We start from the raw sequence: 17,673 nt of genomic DNA, 5'->3' as shown, positions 1-17,673 counted from the left end.
GTTGCTCTGAAGGTCCGCGACTGGATCGGCGCCGTCGGTGCCAAGACCGCCTACATCGAGCCTGGCTCACCTTGGGAGAACGGCTACTGCGAAAGCTTCAACGCTCGATTCCGCAACGAGCTGCTCGACGGAGAGGTTTTCTATTCGCTCCGTGAGGCCCAGATCCTCATCGAGCGGTGGCGTCGCCACTACAATACCGTCCGGCCCCACAGCGCCTTGGGCTACAGGCCTCCGGCGCCGGAGAGCATCATAGCCGTCGACCGGCGACCAGCGATGCACTAACAATCAACCTGGACCACTCGGTTGGGGCAGCTCACGCGCCCCGTCAGGCCGCCGGGAAATCCACCCGCACGCTGTCTTCAGGAAAATGATCGAAGCTTTTCGGCCAATCCAGGCCGGGCCAGTGGATGTCCACCGCGCCGTCGGCGGGGCGGTAGGCGGCGGTGAACAGCGTGCCGAACCCGTGCGAGAACGCGGTTGAGTAAAGTGGCGGCTTCAGGAAGGCGCCCACGAACTTGTCCTGCGTTTCGGGATGCAGGGTCAGGCGGTGCAGAAGGAACCGCTCGCGCTCGACCGTCGCGGTGAAGCGCGCGTGGCTCGACCACTCCACCCGTTCCTGGTGGTTCGTCGCAACGGCGGCGTGGGTGATCTGGGTGGGCCGGTCGGGCGTGAGATAGGCCGTCAGGTAATTGCGCTGCCGGTCCAGCACGGTGACGTTGTAGCTCATGTGCGAGGGCACGCGCTTCAGGACGGCGCCGGCCTCGTCCGCGGTGGTGCAGGTCTGCAGGATATAGCGCAGGATCAGCGGCACGCCGAAGCCCTGGCCAACCTCGCGCCGCCCGCCGAAGGTCAGCGATACGGCGAGGCCCGCGTCGTTCACCCCGTCGACAAGCCCGAACAGCCCGTCGGTGGTGCCGATGACGCCGCGGCCCTGCCACCGGGTCTTCATCACCACGGCGTCGAAGGCTTTCTGCGAATAGTCGTAGTTGCGCACCAGCAGGGGCGTCTCGCCGGGCCAGATCGCCTGGCTGCACCCCGAAAGATACGCGGGCGGCGTGTAGAAGCTGAGAAATCGCGCCTGCGCGTCGCTACCGCCCGCCAGTTCGCACAGCGTGTCGTAGAGATCGGCGATCTCGGGCATGTGGGTGCGAAGCTGACGGCGCGACTCGAGATAGGTGGGCCGGCCGCGCAGACCCTCGCGCCGCCACCACGCGTGGTAGGCAGGCCAGTATCCGGCGAAAAGCCCGGCCCATTTCGGGCCGGGCTGATCCTCCGAGACGGCTCGGAACGTCAGGCTCATGAGGCCCCTTACATGATCTTGAAGGCGGGGCTTTCCGTAGCGGCGGCCGAGGGCAGCGGTCGGGCCGAGTAGGCCTTCTTGATGCCGTCGATCCAGGCGCGGGACTTGTCCGTCAGCTGGAAGTTCTTGGTCATAGACCGACCGCGCGTCACGAGGATGCCCAGGTCCGCCCCTTCGTAGCGATAGTCGCCGGGGGCCGAGATGCGCAGGAAGAACGCCTCGTCCTCGCCCTCGACGGCGCGACGGTGATAGTCGAAGCGGTCGAAGGCGATCGTGCCGTCCTCGTGCATCTTGTAGATGCCGGTGGGCGGCGCGTGGGTGATGATGTCGACGTTGTCCTCGGTGTGCTTGATGACCATCTGCGACCACGAGTCGATCATGTCCGGGTCGGCCCAGCGGGCGTTCAGCTCTTCCACGTCCAGCTTGAAGGGCTTCTTGGAAAACTCCAGCAGGTGGAACAGGAACAGCGGCGCGTCCGCGTGGGCGAAGGCGGCGTGGTTGGTCATCGACGACGCGCCGGTGATGCGCGGGTTCAGCTCGCCCAGCCAGATATCGCCGGTCTTCTTGTCGATCAGGAAATCGAGCTCGAAGTAGCCGCGATAGCCTTCCTTGCGCAGCTGTTCGCCGAACTGGAAGGTCAGCTCGCGCGCCTTCTGCCGCGCCTTCGGCGCGAAGGCGGTCGAGAAGATCTCGTTCCCGCACCAGCCGCCGCGATAGGGCGTCAGCTCCTTGAAGCCCACGAGCTCGGTCATCAGCGGGCCGACGATCGTGCCCTCGGACGTGGCGCAGGCCTCGATCGCCGAGCCGCGGCAATCGATGCGCTTCATGATCTTGATCTCGCCCTCGTCGACGATCTCGTGCTCGTGCTTGCGCCAGTCCTCTTCCGAGTTGATGAAGAAGGTGGTGTGGCCGCTGTCGCCGAAGGCCGATTGAAGAACCAGGTCGTCGCCCAGGTCATGCTCGGCGCAGATCTTCTTCAGCTCGTCGTAGGACTTCACCTCGGCCAGCGTGTTGGGCACCGACGGCACGCCGGCCTTGTTGCCCACGCGCACGGTCTCGATCTTGTTGTCCATGGATTGGCGGAGCTTCGCCTTGGGGAACCAGACTTCGCCGCCCAGTTCCTTGACCAGCCGCTCGGTCGTCTCGTCGAACATCAGGAACACGAATTTCGGCTTGCCGCCGCGCGCCTTGACGTAGTCGACCACTTCCTTGTGCTGCAGAAGATAGTTGTTGATGTCCTCGATCGACTGGAACTCGTCATGCGGAATCTCGCTGGGGCACAGCACGTTCGGGTGCTTGCCGTCGAAGCAGTCCATGTAGCAGATGAACTTGAAATTCTTCACCCACTCGTCCAGCCCGAGCAGGTTGAAGTTGGTGGCCGAGACGAAATAGATCGGATCCTTGTTGGTGTGGAAGAAGCGCCGGATCTCCGAGATATTTCTCAGGGTCTTCTTGGGCATCAATGTCTCCTCTGTCGTCTGTTTTCTTGTTTTTTCGGTCTGCCTTCAGGTCTTCTTCTTGTGGACCAGCTTGTTCAGCGCCTCGGGCGTGAACACGCGCAGGCCCAGGTCGGGGCGGTATCCGTGGATCTCACTCACGTCGAGCGCGCGCATGAACGACAGGATCTCGTGGCTGATGACCTGCCCCGGCACCAAGATCGGGAAGCCGGGCGGGTAGGGGATGATGAAGCTGGCCGAGACCAGTTCCTCGCCATCCACCAGCCGGGTCATCAGGTTGTCGTCCAGGCTGAGATAGTCGCAGTTGGTCTCGTCGTAGGCGAGGAAGAATGCCTCGCGGATGTCGCCCTCGGGCGTGTCGCGGCCCGAGCGGAACGCCTCGTGGAAGCGTGAGAAGTCGGGCAGGGGCGGCACGTCCTCGATCAGGGCCTTCACCCGGTTGTCGAAGCTGCGCCGCTCCATCAGGGAGGCGTCGTCCAGCAGGTCGTCGAGCCCGTTGGCGATCTCGACCAGCACCTCGATCAGGTAGGCGACCGAGCTGCGGGTGGTCCCGATATTCGTCATGAACAGGACCGAGTTGCGCGAGGTCTTGTTGATCTGGATGCCGTAGCGATCCATCAGCACCTTGGTCTTGAAGGTGTCGCCGTCCCAGCCCGTCCCACCGACGGCCAGGGTCACGCGGGTGGGATCGAGGACGAATTCGTCCGTGGCCCAGATCTCCTGCTTGTCCGACCAGCCCTCGTGCGCGTCGTAATAGGCCGTGACCCCGCTTTCGCGGTATTGCTCTGGGATCATGTCCTTGGGCGTCAGGACCCGGAAGTATTTCTTCAGCACCGGGTGGGTCATCACCGCGCGGCGGATCGCCATGGCGGATTCCACCTGCCGCTGCACGAATTCGAACCCTTCCAGCTCGACCTGGCGGCGGCCCACGTCCAGCGATGCGATGATCTGGTAGTTGGGCGAGGTCGAGGTGTGCGTCATGTAGGCTTCGTGGAAGGCCTGTTCGACTTCGCCTTTGAAGTCCATGTCGTTCACATGGATCATCGACCCCTGCCGCAGCGAGGTCAGCGTCTTGTGGGTCGACTGGGTGGCGTAGACCCGCACGCGTGCGTCGGGCGGCGGCACCAGCCGCGTCTTGATCAGAGTTTCGTCGTCTGCGCCTTCGAGCGCCTCCTGCTGTTCGTTCCAGGCGCGCGCACATTCCTCGGTGCGCAGCGTCTCGCGCAGGTCGTTGGCCACACCCATGGCGGTGCGCTGGCGGTAAGTGGGGCCGAAGCGGGCGAAAGCAAACCAAGCCTCGTCCCACAGAAAAACCAGGTCCTTCTTGATAGCCAGGCATTCTTCCATCACGCGGCGAACGTTGTAGACCAGCCCGTCGAAGGTCGAGCTGGTCAGAAGCACCATCCGAACCTTGTCGAGCTTGCCCGCCGCCTTCATCTTCAGCAGCGTGTGCTTGATCTCGGAGATCGGCACCGCGCCGTACATCGAGTATTCATGCAGCGGATAGCTGTCCATGTAGGCCACGTGCGCACCGGCCAGCACCATGCCGTAATGGTGCGACTTGTGGCAGTCGCGGTCGACCAGCACGATGTCGCCCGGCCGGACCAGCGCCTGAACCACGATCTTGTTGGATGTCGATGTGCCGTTGGTGCCGAAGAACGTCTGCTTGGCCCCGAAGGCGCGGGCCGCGAGTTCCTGTGCCTCCTTGATCGGCCCGCGCGGCTCCAGAAGCGAGTCGAGCCCGCCCGAGGTCGCGGACGTTTCGGCCAGGAAGATGTTCGGCCCGTAGAAATCGCCCATGTCCTGGATCCAGTGCGACCGGCTGATCGACTTGCCGCGGCTGATGGGCATGGCGTGGAACACGCCGGTGGGCTGCTTGGAATATTCCTTCAGCGCGGTGAAGAACGGCGTCTTGTAACGCCGGTTCACGCCGCGCAGCACGTTCAGATGCAGTTCAAGGAAGTCTTCCTGGTTGTAGAACACCCTGCGACAGCGGCCCAGGTCCAGCCCGGCGATATCCTCGGCCGAGCGGTCGGTGATCAGGTAGGCGTCCAGCTCGGGGCGCACCTTGGCGATCAGGCGGCAGGCCTCGGGGCCGTACTCGTTGGGCTGAAGCCCGTCCACGTCGGTGTCGTCGCTCAGCCGCTTCAGGTACTGCTTGATCATCGGCAGGTTGTTCTTGGATTTCAGAACCAACCCGGGCCGGACGATGACCGCCTGGACGTTGTGGTTGAACAGGATCCCGATCAGCGCGTCTTCGAGGCTGGGCACGAAGACCGGTTCATAGATGAACTGGTCCTCGCTGCGCCGCACGCGCTGCAGATTGTTGCGCAGGAACCGCTCCTGGTGCTCGGTCAGCTGATCGACAACCAGAACCTCGAAATAGGGTCGTCCCAGTGCGCGAGCCTCGGGGGGCAGGGTGGCCTCGTCCTCGAAATCGTCGAGATCCGTATCTCCGCCCACCAGCGGGATGCTGCGGCGCCGGAACGCGCCCGAGGTCAGCGCCCGCGCCACCCGCCGCAGCGACGTCGACAGCTCCGGGATATTGCGCTGGTCCAGCATCTTGCGCAGATGCTCGAAGGCGATCCGGCCCGGGAAGGCCCAGTAGATCTCGATCGGCGCAAGGCTGTCGAACAGCTCTTCCGCACGGGCGATCAGCCGATCGCCGCGCCGCCCCTCGATGCCGTCCGCCGACATCGACTCGGCCACCTCGCGCAGGGCGCTCCACCGGTCGGCCCTGAGCTGCGTGAAACTGTAATAGTCGCTGATCGACGGAAGTGTGACGTCCCTTGGTTGCTCATTCATGCTGGCTCTCCCTTGGTGCGCCACACTTCGGCGCGTCAGATTATCGGGGCCCGGGCGTCAGCCGGTGCCCGTGCCCTTGAAGTTCGCGCCGCTCCATTGGCTGAACTGCACTTGGTTTCCATCAGATAGCGCGGTGCGCGGGTCTGCCATGTCAACCCCGGCGCGCGATCCCTGTCCCGGCGTCTCGAGCGGGCCGAGGGTCGAAAGATAGGCATCCGTGCCGCTGGTGCGGTCGTAGACGGAGAAATCGGCGGCCCGGTCGCGGAAGGATTTCAGGACCTGGCCCAGACCCTTGAGGCCGGTCTCGCGCTGGCGGCGGACCATGTCGAGATCCACCTCGATGGGGAACATGTCTTCCTGCCCGGCGGACTGGTGCAGCACCGTGGCCGCGGGATCGACCACCAGCGACCGGCCCACGCCGCCCGCGCCCAGCCCGTTCACGTCGATGACGTAGCACTGGAACTGCGCCGCCGTGGCCTTGGCGATGGAAATCTCGGCCTCGCGGTCCGTGGTGCCGGTCAGGACCGGGTGCAGCAGCACCTCGACCCCCTGGCTGGTCAGCTGGCGCGTGGTCTCGGGGAACCAGATGTCATAGCAGATCGACAGGCCGAACCGGCCCACGTCGGGCACGTCGAAAACGCAGAAATCGGTGCCCGAGCTGATCCCTGCCTCGTAAGGCTTGAACGGGAACATCTTGGAGTATTTCGATACGATCTCGCCTTCGGGATTGATGACCACCGAGGTGTTGTAGATCGAGCCATCCGCCCGCTTTTCGAACATCGACCCCGGGATCAGCCAGATGCCGAAGCGGCGGGCGTCTTCCTGGAACTGGGCGATGGTGTCGTTCGGGAACGGCTGGGCGTAACGGTCGAGAGGGCCGAACGGCGCCAGTTCCGAGAACAGGACCATCTGGGTCCACGGGAACCGCGCCATCAGGATCTCGATCCGGTGGCGCATGTCTTCGACGTTGGAATGAAGGGCCGAGACGTGCATCTGCACGCCGGCAATGGCGAATGGTTTCATGTCAGGCGTTTGCCTCCTGGAACGTCCCGCGGCGCAACCGGTGCGGCGGGATCGGAATTCTTGGTGTCGGACAGGTCGGGGACCGGTCCCTGGTCGCGATGAGCGGTCATAGGCCTCGGCGCGAAGAGTTGCGGATAGCTTTTCAAGCTCGGGTCGCTTTTACAACACCTCCGTGAGTTGGTGGGTCTAGAAGGTCGGCGGCGTGCAGGCGCTGACGATGATGCAGGGCTCGTGCCCGATATTGCGGAAGCGGTGGGGCAGGCGGCTGTCGAACAGGTACCCGTCGCCGGGGTTCAGCACCCGGACCTGGTCGTCCACCGTCACCTCGATGATGCCCGAGATCACCACGCCCGATTCCTCGCCCTCGTGGCTCAGCATGTCGGGACCGGTGTCGGCGCCGGGCGGATAGCGTTCGTGCAGCATCTGCAGCGAATGCTCGGCCGCGCGCCCGATCTGGCGCAGGGACACCCGGGCGGCGGCATCGCCGAATCCGGCTTCCTGCGGCGACAGCTCGGTGAATTCGCTGGCGGCGTAGAAATAGCGTGCCTCGCCCTCGGCTTCGCACTCGGCGAAGAACTCGGACATGGTCAGGGGCAGGGCGTCCAGCAGCGATTTCAGCGACGCCACCGACGGGGATGTCTTGTTCTGCTCGATCAGCGAAATGGCGCCGCCGGTCAGGCCCGCGCGGGCCGCAAGGTCGCGTTGCGACAGTCTTTTCTCTTCGCGCACCGCCCTGAGCCGCCTGCCGATATCCACTGCCACACCCCTTATTCAAGCACTCGCTTGATATAATAAGCGGTCAGCGCAGGCAAAGGTCAACGGGTGTCGTGCAGTCCACTTGCCTGCGGAGACGGGCGATTCCGGGAAATGGAACTGATCCGCCAGAATCACGATTGACAAGAATAATAAGCAGCCACATGAGTATCCTCATCGCACTTCGAACTTTCAAAGGCAGGATCACGGCCATGACCAAAACCACCGCCGACAAGAAGACCGCCGCCAAGCGCAGCAAGGCCGCCAGCCCGCGCAAGACCCGCGCCAAGGCCCAGGCCGAAACGGTCACCACCCCGGACGTGGTCGCGACCCACATCGCTGCGCCGCAGACCCACGCCCCCGTGCCGGCCCATACCGCGGGCTCGAACGACGCGCTGATGGCGCGCCGCAATGCTGCCGTTCCGCGCGGTGTGGCTTCGGCCATGCCGTTCTTCGCCGCCAAGGCCGAGAACGCCGAGCTGTGGGACGTCGAAGGCAACCGCTACATCGACTTCGCCGGCGGCATCGCCGTGCTGAACACCGGTCACCGCCACGCCAAGGTCGTCGAGGCCGCGAAGGCGCAGGAAGACCTCTACACACACACCTCGTTCCAGGTCGTTCCCTACGAGCCCTACGTCGCGCTGGCCGAGAAACTCAACGCGCTGGCCCCGGGCGAGTTCGAGAAGAAATCGCTGCTGGTCACCACCGGCGCCGAGGCCGTTGAAAACGCCGTGAAGATCGCCCGTGCCCATACCGGGCGTCCCGGCATCATCGCCTTCTCGGGCGGCTACCACGGCCGCACGCTGATGACGCTGGGCCTGACCGGCAAGGTCACCCCCTACAAGAAGGACGTGGGCCCGTTCCCCACCGACATCTTCCGCGCGCCGTTCCCCGACGCGCGCCAGGGCGTGACGGTCGAGGATGCGTTGAAGGCGCTCGAGACGCTGATGCTGACCGATGCCGACCCGTCGCGCATCGCCGCCATCATCCTCGAGCCCGTCCTGGGCGAAGGTGGCTACGTGCCGGTCCCGGCCGAGATGTGGCAGGCGCTGCGCGCGATCTGCGACAAGCACGGCATCCTGCTGATCTCGGACGAGATCCAGGCGGGCTTCGGCCGCACCGGCACCTGGTTCGCCATCGAGCATTCGGGCGTCGCGCCCGACCTCATCACCGTGGCGAAATCCATGGCCGGTGGCTATCCCATCGCGGGCGTCATCGGGCGGGCCGATGTCATGGACGCGCCGATGCCGGGCGGCCTGGGCGGCACCTACGGCGGCAACCCGGTGGCCTGCGCCGCCGCGCTGGCGGCGATCGAGGCGCTGGACAGCGAGGGCCTGCTGGAACGGTCGACCCGCATGGGCGAGCATTTCCGCGCCCGTTTCGCCGAGATCGGCGCCCGCACCGCGCCCTATCGCATGTGGGACATCCGCGGCCTTGGCGCGATGCTGGCTGTCGAGTTCGTGACCGATTTCGAAACCGCCACGCCCGACGCCGCGCTGACCAAGTCGGTGATCGCTCACGCCCAGAAGCGCGGCCTGATCCTGCTGGCCTGCGGCATGCACGGCAACGCTTTGCGCATCATGGTGCCGCTGACGGCCAGCGACGCCATCGTGGAAGCGGGGCTCGAGATCTTCGAAGCCGCCCTCGCGGACGCGGTCGCCGAACGGATGGCCCACGCGGCGGAATGATCGCCGCCCCGCGATGAACCTTTCCCGCCGTGGCGCGCGTTTCCCGTGTGCCACGGCTTTTCTTTGACGACAGGAGATTTCCCATGCTGGATCAGACCACCGACCTCGCGTCACTGCTGAACGATCCCGACCTTCTGGTCACCCGTGCCTACATCGCCGGCGAATGGGCCGACGCCGATGATGGCAAGACCTTCACCGTCACCAACCCCGCGCGCGGCGACACCATCGCCGAGGTTGCCGACCTGTCGCGCACCGAGGTGGCCCGCGCCATCGACGCCGCCCACAAGGCCCAGAAGGAATGGGCCCAGTGGACCGGCAAGGAACGCGCCGCCGTCCTGCGCAAGTGGTACGACCTGATGGTCGAGCACGCCGACGACCTGGGCACCATCCTGACCGCCGAGCAGGGCAAGCCCCACGCCGAGGCCAAGGGCGAGATCATGTACGGCGCCAGCTTCATCGAGTGGTTCAGCGAAGAGGCCAAGCGCGTCTACGGCGAGACTATTCCCGGCCACCAGCGCGACAAGCGGATCACCGTGATCCAGCAGCCCATCGGCGTCGCGGCGTCGATCACTCCGTGGAACTTCCCCAACGCCATGATCACCCGCAAGGTCGGCCCCGCGCTGGCCGCCGGCTGCGCATTCGTCGCCCGCCCCGCCGCCGAAACGCCCCTGTCGGCGCTGGCGCTGGGCGTTCTGGCGGACCGCGCCGGCATCCCCAAGGGCGTGCTGTCCATCGTGCCGTCCTCGCGCAGCTCGGAGATCGGCAAGGAATTCTGCGAGAACCCGATCGTGCGCAAGCTGACCTTCACCGGCTCGACCGAGGTGGGCCGCATCCTGCTGCGCCAGGCCGCCGACCAGGTGATGAAGTGCAGCATGGAGCTGGGCGGCAACGCGCCCTTCATCGTGTTCGACGACGCCGACATCGACGCGGCGGTCGAGGGCGCCATGATCGCCAAGTTCCGCAATAACGGCCAGACCTGCGTCTGCGCGAACCGCATCTACGTGCAGGCCGGCGTCTACGACACCTTCGCGGCCAAGCTGAAGGAAAAGGTCGAGGCGATGAAGGTCGGCGACGGCCTGGAAGAGGGCAGCCAGCTCGGCCCGCTCATCAACCGCGACGCGGTCGAGAAGGTGGAAGAGCATGTCGCCGATGCCAAGTCCAAGGGCGGCAGCGTCCTGACCGGCGGCCAGCCCCACGACCTGGGCGGCACGTTCTACAAGCCCACCATCGTCACGGGCGCGACCCAGGACATGGTCTTCGCCCAGGACGAGACCTTCGGCCCCATGGCGCCGCTGTTCAAGTTCGAGGACGTGGACGACGTCATCGCCATGGCCAACGACACCATCTTCGGCCTGGCCGCCTATTTCTACGCCAAGGACCTGAGCCTGGTGACCAAGGTTCAGGAAGCACTGGAATACGGCATGGTCGGTGTGAACACCGGTCTCATCTCGACCGAGGTCGCGCCCTTCGGCGGCGTGAAGCAATCGGGCCTTGGTCGCGAAGGCTCGCGCCACGGCATGGATGAGTTCATGGAGATGAAATACATCTGCACGTCGGTCTGACCCGCAGACCCGAAATCTCGCAGAAAATCCAGGCGCCGCGTCCCGGAGAGGGCGCGGCGCTTGCCATTCTCAGTCGCCGTAGATCGCCGTGACCGGGTCGCTGCCCTCGCGCACGTAGCCGCGATACATGCCCTCGCAGTTGAACGGCAACGCCAGGTTCCCCCGCGCATCCACCGCGATCACCCCGCCCGAGCCGTCATTGGGCGCCAGGTCCTCCATCACCACGTGGGTGGCCGCGTCGATCAGCGACTGGCCCGCGTGGCGCATCCGCGCCGCGATCTCGGCGCCGGCAGTGTAGCGGATGAAGATCTCGCCATGGCCGGTGCCCGACACGGCGCAGGTGGCGTTGTCGGCGAAGGTGCCCGCACCGGGAATGGGCGTGTCGCCGACGCGGCCCGGCAGCTTGGCGGTCATCCCGCCGGTCGAGGTCGCGGCGGCCACGTTGCCCTGCCGGTCGCAGGCCACGGCCCCCACCGTGCCGTGCTTGCGGGCGGGGTCGTCGTCCTCGACACCCTGTTCGCGCATGGCCAAGGTCTTTTGCAGCGCGTCCCAGCGGGATTGCGAGAAGAAGTAGTCCCGGTCGCCCATGGGCAGGCCCGCGCGCTCGGCCAGGGCCAGCGCGTTCGGGCCGATCAGGCACACATGGGGCGTCTGCTCCATGACTGCGCGGGCGAGGCGGATCGGGTTCTTCGGCCCGAAGACGCCCGCGACCGCGCCGGCCGACCGGTCGCGCCCGTCCATGACGCAGGCGTCCATTTCCTGCTGGCCTTCGGTGGTGTAGACCGCGCCGCGGCCGGCGTTGAACAGCGGCTCGTCCTCAAGCGCGCAGACCGCCGCGCAGACGGCGTCCATGGCACTGCCGCCCGCGCGCAGGATATCCTCGCCCGCCGCGACGGCGCGGGCCAGCCCGGCGTGGTAGTTCGCCTCGGCCTCGGGCGTCATCTTGGATTTCAGGATCGTTCCCGCGCCGCCGTGGATGGCAAGGGCGTAGGGGGTATCAGGCATTTGGTGTCTCCAATCGGGCCTCGACGGCGCAATAGGCCGCGATCTCGGCATGGGTTGCGATCCACACATCGCCCTTGGCGGTGATGTGGTCCAGCAATTCCTCGAGGATGAAGATGCGCGAGCGGTATCCGATCACATGCGGATGCATGGTCAGCAGGAACAGCCCGCCATCCTCGTGGGCGCCGTCGAATTCGCGGCGAAAGATGTCCAGCACGTCGGCGGGCGGGGTATAGGGCCGCTGCGCGCCGAAACGGTTCATCAGGAAATAGGCGGCATCGTCGCGGATCCACTCCACCGGCAGCTCGACGATGCCGGTGGGCACACCATCGGCCACGATCTCGTAGGGGTCATCGTCGGAGAAAAGCGAGCTGTCATAGCCCAGCCCCATCTCGCGGGCGATGGCCAGCGTGTGGTCGGAATAGTCCCAGGACGGCGTGCGCATCCCCACGGGCCGGCTGCCCGTCACGTCCTGCAACGCGTCGGCGGCGCGCAGCATCAGCTCGCGCTCGGCCTCGGGCGGCAGCTCGGTGTTGCGTTCGTGGATCCAGCCGTGCAGCCCGATCTCGTGCCCCTCGTCGACCAGCGCGCGTTGTTCGTCCGGGTGCAAGAGCGCCGAGACGGCGGGCACGAAGAAGCTCGCCCGCGCGCCGAAGCGCTCCAGCACCCGCTTGATCCGCGGCAGGCCCGCGCGCGACCCGTATTCGCCCCAGCTGAGCCGGGCGATGGAGCGCCCGCCGTCGCGCAGCTCGTTCGTCTCGTGATCGCTGTCGAAGCTCAGCGCCACCGCGCAGCGCGCGCCGCCGGGCCAGGTTCGCGGCTTCAGCGTGCGGCCCGCTCGGACGGCCTCGACGCGGCCGCGCCACTCGGGCTCGTCCCACTGCCATGGCTCCCGGCTCATGCGCGGCCCCCGTCCACCGACAGGATCTGCCCGGTGATCCAGCCCGCCTGGTCCGAGCACAGGAAGACGGTGGCGTGGGCGATGTCCTCGGGCGTGCCCAGCCGCCGCATGTGCGTGCCCTCGATCACCTGCTTCTGGCGGTCGGGTCCGAAAGCTTCCCATTGCCGCGCGGTGGCGGGGTTCGAGATGACGAAGCCCGGCGCGACCGAGTTCACGGTGATGCCGGCCGGCCCGAGTTCCAGCGCGAGCTGCTTGGTCAGGCCCACCAGCGCATGCTTGGCGGCGGCATAGGCCTGTATGCCGGTCAGGCTGGGGCGCAGCCCCGCGCCCGACGAAATGGTGACGATGCGTCCCGCACCGCGGGCCTTCATGTCCGGCGCGGCGGCCTGGGCACACCACATGGCGGCGTCCACGTTGGCCGCGAAGACGGCGTGCCAGTCGTCGGGCCGGATGTCGTCGATGGGGCGGCCCACCTGTCCGCGCACGCCACCCGCCGCGCAGACCAGACCGTCGATCCGGCCGTGGGCGTCCTGCACCGCGGCGATTGCACCGGCAGCGCCCGCGCGGTCGCCCAGGTCGGCGGCATGGCGGCTGGCGACGTCGAGATCGTTCAGGCCGGCCTCGTCGATGTCGATCGCCGCGACGATGGCGCCGGCGTCGCGCAGCCCGTCGCAGATCGCGCGGCCGATGCCCTGCGCCGCGCCCGTCACGGCGAAGACCTGCCCGTCGAGATCTACGCGCATAGGGGCGACAGTTCGTCCAGAAGGTCGGGCGATTGCGCGCGACGGCCGGTCTCGATGTCGCGGATCAGCTCGACCATGCGTGCGAGCACCGGCATCTCCAGCCCGTGGGGTCGGGCGATGTCCAGCATGATCGCCATCTGCGCGTCGACCTCGGTCTTGCGCTTGCGCACGGCAAGGTCGCGCCAGATGCCGGAATGCGTTTTCGCCGTCTTGCGGTTGTGCGCGACCATGCGGTCCAGCGATTTCGCCATGCCGGCGCGGTCGGCGCGACGGAAGGCCTCGGGGTCGAAGCCGTTGAAGCCCAACGGGCTGATGCCTTCGGCGGCGGCCAGGCGCATCACCTCGTGGCCCAGCGCCTCGTAGACCGGGCGGTGGTCGGGCCGGTCCAGCGCGTCGGACATGGACAGCGGGGTCAGCGCGGTGGCGAAAAGAAGCGCGCCATATCCAAGCTTTCCCCAGAGATATCCCCAGATATTTTCCGTCAACACCGCGTCCGGTTCGACCAGCGACAACAGGGCATGAATCTCTCGCGCACGGGGGGTGATCTGCCCGTCGAGCTCGCCCACGGCAATGGCGGCGCGGTTGCCGTAAAGGATCCGGCCCGGTTCCAGCCAGTCGGCGCCGAAATTCACGAAGCAGCCCAGCACCCGCTCGGACCCGATGCGAGCGGCGATTGTCCGCTCGTTCAGGCCGTTCTGCGCCGAGACGACATATCCACCGGGGGCCAGGTGCGGCAAGGCCATGTCCAGCGCCGCCTCGGTGTGGTGGGCTTTGACCGCAAGGATGATGCGGTCGAACTGACCCGTAAGCGTTTCGGGGGTGGAGGCCATGAGCGGCTGCACGAAGTCTTCCACCGGCCCCTCGATCCGCAGGCCGTCGCGCATGGCGGCCACGTGGTCCTCCACGATGTCGACCATGTGGACCGCGTGGCCTTCGCGCGCCAGAACCGCGCCGATGACGCCGCCGATGGCACCCGCGCCCCAGATCAGGATCGTGTCGCTCATGCCCAGTCGCCGTCCAGCAGCGCGCGGGTTTCCTCGACCGCCACGGCCCACAGCCGGTCGGTGTCGGCGTCGGGCTTCTGGTAGACGCCGCCGTAATTGCCGTCGCCGATCAACTCGCGCACCCCCGCCGCGTTGCGGTCGCGCAGCTTTTCGAAGGGCACGAACGGTTTCTGCGCGTCGGGCAGGGTGCGGCCGGGCAGGCGGGTCCAGGGAAAGTTCTCCATCCAGCTGGCGTGGCTGGCGACCGGGTCGATCTCCTGCACCGTGGCCCAGGTCTTCGGTGCCTTCCACCAGTCGTGGAACCGGCAGCGTGCGCCCTCGTGCGCCTCCATCCATTCGGCGCAGACGGGCTGAACCGGGCTGTTCCCGCCGTGGCCGTTGACGATCAGGATGCGGCGGAACCCGGTCGCGTAGAGACTGTCGAGGATGTCGCGCACCAGCGCGGCATAGGTGGCGAGCTTCAGGCTGACGCTGCCGGGGAAGCCCATGAAGTAAGGCGTGAGGCCGTAGGCCACTGCCGGGAAGACCGGCACGCCCAGCGGTGCGGCGGCGTCGGCGGCCACGCGTTCGGACAGGATCGAATCCACCGACAGGCTCAGGTAGGCGTGCTGCTCGGTCGAGCCGAGGGCCAGAACGGCCCGGTCATCGGTCTTGAGATATTCCTCGACCTCGAACCAGTTGCTTTCGCTGATCTTCATTCGGCGGCATCCCTCGCGGGTTTGGGTTTGCGGCGGCAGGCCTCGATCGCGGGCAGCAGGTCGCTGCGGATGGACTGCACGTCGGGGGTATGGCGATATTCGAACGCCGCCTGGCCATCGGCCAGATCGCGGTTCAGGTAACCGGCGCCCGAGGCGTAGATCACGACCTCGGCCTCGGCGATGCGCTGCGCCTCGTCGGCGTCGCCGCGCACCACCATGGACAGGTTCGAGACATGCGGCGCGAAGCGCTGGATGCCGGTCTTCATGATGGTGACGAAGCCCGGGAAATAGGAATAGCCGACCACCTTGGCGTCGGGGGTCAGGCCGGCCAGGGCGACGCGCGTCGCCTCGTTCGGGATCAGCGTCACCGCCACCGCGTCGACATCCGGCGCCCGCTCGCGGATCTGCGGCAGCAGGGTGCGCGGCCCTATGATCAGGTCGTGGCCGCCGGCGGTGTCGAACTGTTCCAGCGTCACCACGTCGATGGTGTCGGTGCTGGACAGGTGCGGGCGCAGGTCGTTGGCGTAACTTTCGGTGGCATCGTGGAAGTTGCCCACCATCAGGATGCGGATGCCGCGCGAAACGGCGGGCTGTGCCATGGCCACGCGCAGCGACAGGTCCGCCGGGGACAGGCCCGCTTCCCGCCCGGCGGCCAGGAGGTTGCCGATCATGTCGTCGATGGCGCCCAGCTTGCGGCGCTGGTCGTCGCCCGAGGCGCCGCGCACGAAGGTGCCCGACCCGGCGCGCCCCTCGATATGACCGGCCGATTGCAACGAGGCATAGACATGTGAGACGGTTACCGGAGAGATGCCGACGCGCTTGGCCAGCATACGGACGGAAGGCAGTTTCTGGCCCGTCGGCAGTTCGCCCGAGGCGATGCCGAATTCCAGCGCACCGCGCAGCTGGGTCGAGACCGAGACCGACGATTTCGGGTCGATCGCGGCGACGATTCGCTCCACGGCCGGATCAAACTCTGCCTGCTTTTCACGCATCCGTTATACCCAAGTGAAACGATACCGGTCATTTATCCTATATCGAGGCGGAATGCATCCGTCCACCGTTTTCACTGTTACAAAAATCTCTTGACCGTTCGCAAAATCGCTCCTTAACGTGACAGGCAATGATAACAGTCCGACCGGGAGTCGCCATGACCAAACACCTTCTCAAATCCGCTGTCGCCGCCGCGGCCTTGCTGGCCGCCGCGCCCCTGGCCGCGCAGGAGCTGACCATCGGTCTGCGCGCCGGTCCGGACTCCATCGACCCGCACTGGTCGACCCTGGGCAGCCAGGCCGAGGCCCTGCGCCACGTGTTCGATACGCTGGTGGACGTGGACGACACCCTTCAGCTGAAGCCGGGCCTTGCGGTCAGCTGGGAGCCGATCGACGACACCACCTGGGAATTCAAGCTGCGCGAGGGTGTCACCTTCCACGACGGCTCGCCCTTCACCGCCGAGGACGTGAAATTCTCGATCGAGCGGATCCCCGAAGTCACCGGCCCGATGTCGATGACCCTTTATACCAAGTACGTGGACAGCGTCGAAGTGGTCGATGACCTGACGCTTCGCGTGAACACCAAGGGCATCGCCCCCGCGCTGCCCAACGACTTCACGCGCCTCTTCGTCGTGCCGTCCGAGACGGGCATGGAGCAGGGCAACGAGGAGTTCAACTCGGGCGAGGCCGCCATCGGCACCGGCCCCTTCACCTTCGTCAGCTGGGAGCCCAAGGGCGACCTCGTGCTCGAGCGCTACGACGACTACTGGGGCGAGACGCCCGCGTGGGAGCGTGTGGTGCGCAAGGAAATCCCGGACGACGCCGCCCGCGTGGCCGCGCTGCGCTCGGGCGAGGTGGACCTGATCAACTACGTCCCGGCCAGCGACTACCTGGCCATGCAGAACGACGGCGACATCGAGACCTTCGTGTCGGACTCGGTCTACATCCTGAACGTCCAGCCCAACGTGAAGGACGAGGAGCCGCAGCCGATCACCGTCAACGGCGAAGAGGTCGACGGCAACCCGCTGCAGGACAAGCGCGTGCGCCAGGCGCTGGACCTGGCCATCAACCGCGACGTGCTTGTCGACGTGGTGCTCGAAGGTCTCGGCACCCCCGCCACGCAGCTGATGCCCGAGGGCTTCTTCGGCTATTCCGACGACATCGGTGCGCGCCCTTACGACATCGAGCAGGCCAAGGCCCTTCTGGCCGAGGCGGGCTATCCGGACGGGTTCGAGGTGGATTTCACCTGCACCAACAACCGCGTGCCGGGTGACGCCGTGGTCTGCGAGGCGCTGGCCCAGATGTGGTCGCGGCTGGGCCTGACGGTCAATGCGCAGGCCCTGAACGGCACCGTGTTCTTCCCCGCCGCCGCGCGCGAGGAATACACCATGGCGATGTCCGCCTGGGGCACCCTGACGGGCGAGGCCGCCTACACCTACGGCGCGATGATCCACTCGAAGGACGACGAACTGGGCTTCGGCAACTTCAACCGGACCGGCTATTCGAACCCCGAGTTCGACGAGGTCTTCCAGCAGGGCACCCAGACGCTCGAAGCCGAAGAGCGCCGGGCGCTTTATGAGCAGGCGTCGGAGATCGCCATGGAGGACCGCGCGTTGATCCCGACCGTGATCCTTCAGACGGTCTGGGCCGCGGATGCCGACACGCTGGACTTCGCCCCGCGCGTCGACCAGGAAACCCGCGCCTACGAGATCAGGCCGGCCGAGTAAGGCCCGCGTTCCCGAAATGAC

General features: G+C 66.5%; 15 protein-coding genes. 4 read left to right on the top strand and 11 right to left on the bottom strand.

What is annotated here, in order from left to right; translation table 11 throughout:
• Positions 1–282 (top strand): integrase core domain-containing protein (locus tag BUB76_RS16550; protein ID WP_139250908.1); only part of this gene is annotated, 282 nt, incomplete at its 5' end.
• 43 nt (positions 283–325) lie between these two features.
• On the opposite strand, the gene BUB76_RS16545 is transcribed toward BUB76_RS16550, so the two are convergent.
• The 5 genes from BUB76_RS16545 to BUB76_RS16525 form a co-directional block, all read right to left on the bottom strand.
• Complete coding sequence (locus BUB76_RS16545) at positions 326–1,300, bottom strand: C45 family autoproteolytic acyltransferase/hydrolase (RefSeq protein ID WP_175550331.1); 975 nt, start codon at positions 1,298–1,300, stop codon at positions 326–328.
• An 8-nt stretch (positions 1,301–1,308) separates the two neighbouring features.
• Positions 1,309–2,763, bottom strand: a complete 1,455-nt coding sequence (locus tag BUB76_RS16540; protein WP_269085829.1) for a biotin carboxylase — start codon at positions 2,761–2,763, stop codon at positions 1,309–1,311.
• 42 nt (positions 2,764–2,805) lie between these two features.
• Positions 2,806–5,562 (bottom strand): aminotransferase class I/II-fold pyridoxal phosphate-dependent enzyme, encoded by a 2,757-nt coding sequence (locus tag BUB76_RS16535; protein ID WP_073130323.1) that lies wholly within the window; start codon positions 5,560–5,562, stop codon positions 2,806–2,808.
• Between the two features lie 57 nt (positions 5,563–5,619).
• Positions 5,620–6,585, bottom strand: coding sequence for a carbon-nitrogen hydrolase family protein (locus BUB76_RS16530; protein WP_084140728.1), 966 nt, complete (start codon positions 6,583–6,585; stop codon positions 5,620–5,622).
• Between the two features lie 186 nt (positions 6,586–6,771).
• Entirely contained in the window at positions 6,772–7,341 is a 570-nt protein-coding gene (locus BUB76_RS16525) for a cupin domain-containing protein (RefSeq protein ID WP_073130320.1), read from the bottom strand.
• Positions 7,342–7,736: 395 nt separating this feature from the next.
• On the opposite strand from BUB76_RS16525, the gene gabT reads away from it, so the two are divergent.
• Both gabT and BUB76_RS16515 read left to right on the top strand, forming a co-directional pair.
• Positions 7,737–9,026 (top strand): 4-aminobutyrate--2-oxoglutarate transaminase, encoded by a 1,290-nt coding sequence (gabT, locus tag BUB76_RS16520; RefSeq protein WP_073130352.1) that lies wholly within the window; start codon positions 7,737–7,739, stop codon positions 9,024–9,026.
• Positions 9,027–9,109: 83 nt separating this feature from the next.
• Positions 9,110–10,588 carry an NAD-dependent succinate-semialdehyde dehydrogenase gene (locus tag BUB76_RS16515; protein ID WP_073130316.1) on the top strand — a complete coding sequence of 493 codons (1,479 nt, stop codon included), beginning with the start codon at positions 9,110–9,112 and terminating at the stop codon, positions 10,586–10,588.
• A gap of 69 nt (positions 10,589–10,657) precedes the next feature.
• Here the strand turns inward: BUB76_RS16515 and BUB76_RS16510 are convergent, their stop codons facing one another.
• From BUB76_RS16510 to BUB76_RS16485, 6 genes are read right to left on the bottom strand one after another with little or no spacing between them, the layout of a single operon-like run.
• Positions 10,658–11,593 (bottom strand): isoaspartyl peptidase/L-asparaginase family protein, encoded by a 936-nt coding sequence (locus BUB76_RS16510; protein ID WP_073130313.1) that lies wholly within the window; start codon positions 11,591–11,593, stop codon positions 10,658–10,660.
• Positions 11,586–12,491: a polysaccharide deacetylase family protein gene (locus BUB76_RS16505; RefSeq protein WP_073130310.1), complete on the bottom strand. Its 906-nt coding sequence runs from the start codon at positions 12,489–12,491 to the stop codon at positions 11,586–11,588. The genes BUB76_RS16510 and BUB76_RS16505 overlap by 8 nt, the downstream gene beginning before the upstream one ends.
• Positions 12,488–13,234, bottom strand: coding sequence for an SDR family NAD(P)-dependent oxidoreductase (locus tag BUB76_RS16500; RefSeq protein ID WP_073130307.1), 747 nt, complete (start codon positions 13,232–13,234; stop codon positions 12,488–12,490). Before BUB76_RS16500 ends, BUB76_RS16505 begins: the two co-directional genes overlap by 4 nt.
• The gene (locus BUB76_RS16495) at positions 13,225–14,238 is read right to left on the bottom strand and encodes a ketopantoate reductase family protein (RefSeq protein ID WP_073130303.1); all 1,014 of its coding nucleotides are present in this window, start codon (positions 14,236–14,238) and stop codon (positions 13,225–13,227) included. Before BUB76_RS16495 ends, BUB76_RS16500 begins: the two co-directional genes overlap by 10 nt.
• A complete protein-coding gene (locus BUB76_RS16490) occupies positions 14,235–14,936 on the bottom strand; it encodes a creatininase family protein (RefSeq protein ID WP_073130299.1) in 702 nt (233 codons plus the stop codon). The genes BUB76_RS16495 and BUB76_RS16490 overlap by 4 nt, the downstream gene beginning before the upstream one ends.
• Complete coding sequence (locus tag BUB76_RS16485; RefSeq protein ID WP_236737948.1) at positions 14,933–15,895, bottom strand: GntR family transcriptional regulator; 963 nt, start codon at positions 15,893–15,895, stop codon at positions 14,933–14,935. Before BUB76_RS16485 ends, BUB76_RS16490 begins: the two co-directional genes overlap by 4 nt.
• A 188-nt stretch (positions 15,896–16,083) precedes the next feature.
• On the opposite strand from BUB76_RS16485, the gene BUB76_RS16480 reads away from it, so the two are divergent.
• Complete coding sequence (locus tag BUB76_RS16480) at positions 16,084–17,652, top strand: ABC transporter substrate-binding protein (protein ID WP_073130293.1); 1,569 nt, start codon at positions 16,084–16,086, stop codon at positions 17,650–17,652.
• Positions 17,653–17,673: the final 21 nt, after the last annotated feature.

Source organism: Palleronia salina (assembly GCF_900141995.1).
Taxonomy (GTDB): Bacteria; Pseudomonadota; Alphaproteobacteria; order Rhodobacterales; family Rhodobacteraceae; genus Palleronia; species Palleronia salina.
The sequence above is the reverse complement of the archived record's forward strand: the minus strand, read 5'-3'. Positions and strand labels throughout refer to the sequence as shown.

What these genes read in the sequence shown, in the direction of transcription:
- BUB76_RS16530 (WP_084140728.1), bottom strand. Translation starts at nt 6,585, where the DNA reads ATGAAACCATTCGCCATTGCCGGCGTGCAGATGCACGTCTCGGCCCTT.
- BUB76_RS16490 (WP_073130299.1), bottom strand. Translation starts at nt 14,936, where the DNA reads ATGAAGATCAGCGAAAGCAACTGGTTCGAGGTCGAGGAATATCTCAAG.
- BUB76_RS16480 (WP_073130293.1), top strand. Translation starts at nt 16,084, where the DNA reads ATGACCAAACACCTTCTCAAATCCGCTGTCGCCGCCGCGGCCTTGCTG.
- BUB76_RS16500 (WP_073130307.1), bottom strand. Translation starts at nt 13,234, where the DNA reads ATGCGCGTAGATCTCGACGGGCAGGTCTTCGCCGTGACGGGCGCGGCG.
- BUB76_RS16495 (WP_073130303.1), bottom strand. Translation starts at nt 14,238, where the DNA reads ATGAGCGACACGATCCTGATCTGGGGCGCGGGTGCCATCGGCGGCGTC.
- BUB76_RS16535 (WP_073130323.1), bottom strand. Translation starts at nt 5,562, where the DNA reads ATGAATGAGCAACCAAGGGACGTCACACTTCCGTCGATCAGCGACTAT.
- BUB76_RS16505 (WP_073130310.1), bottom strand. Translation starts at nt 12,491, where the DNA reads ATGAGCCGGGAGCCATGGCAGTGGGACGAGCCCGAGTGGCGCGGCCGC.
- BUB76_RS16545 (WP_175550331.1), bottom strand. Translation starts at nt 1,300, where the DNA reads ATGAGCCTGACGTTCCGAGCCGTCTCGGAGGATCAGCCCGGCCCGAAA.
- gabT (WP_073130352.1), top strand. Translation starts at nt 7,737, where the DNA reads ATGGCGCGCCGCAATGCTGCCGTTCCGCGCGGTGTGGCTTCGGCCATG.
- BUB76_RS16510 (WP_073130313.1), bottom strand. Translation starts at nt 11,593, where the DNA reads ATGCCTGATACCCCCTACGCCCTTGCCATCCACGGCGGCGCGGGAACG.
- BUB76_RS16515 (WP_073130316.1), top strand. Translation starts at nt 9,110, where the DNA reads ATGCTGGATCAGACCACCGACCTCGCGTCACTGCTGAACGATCCCGAC.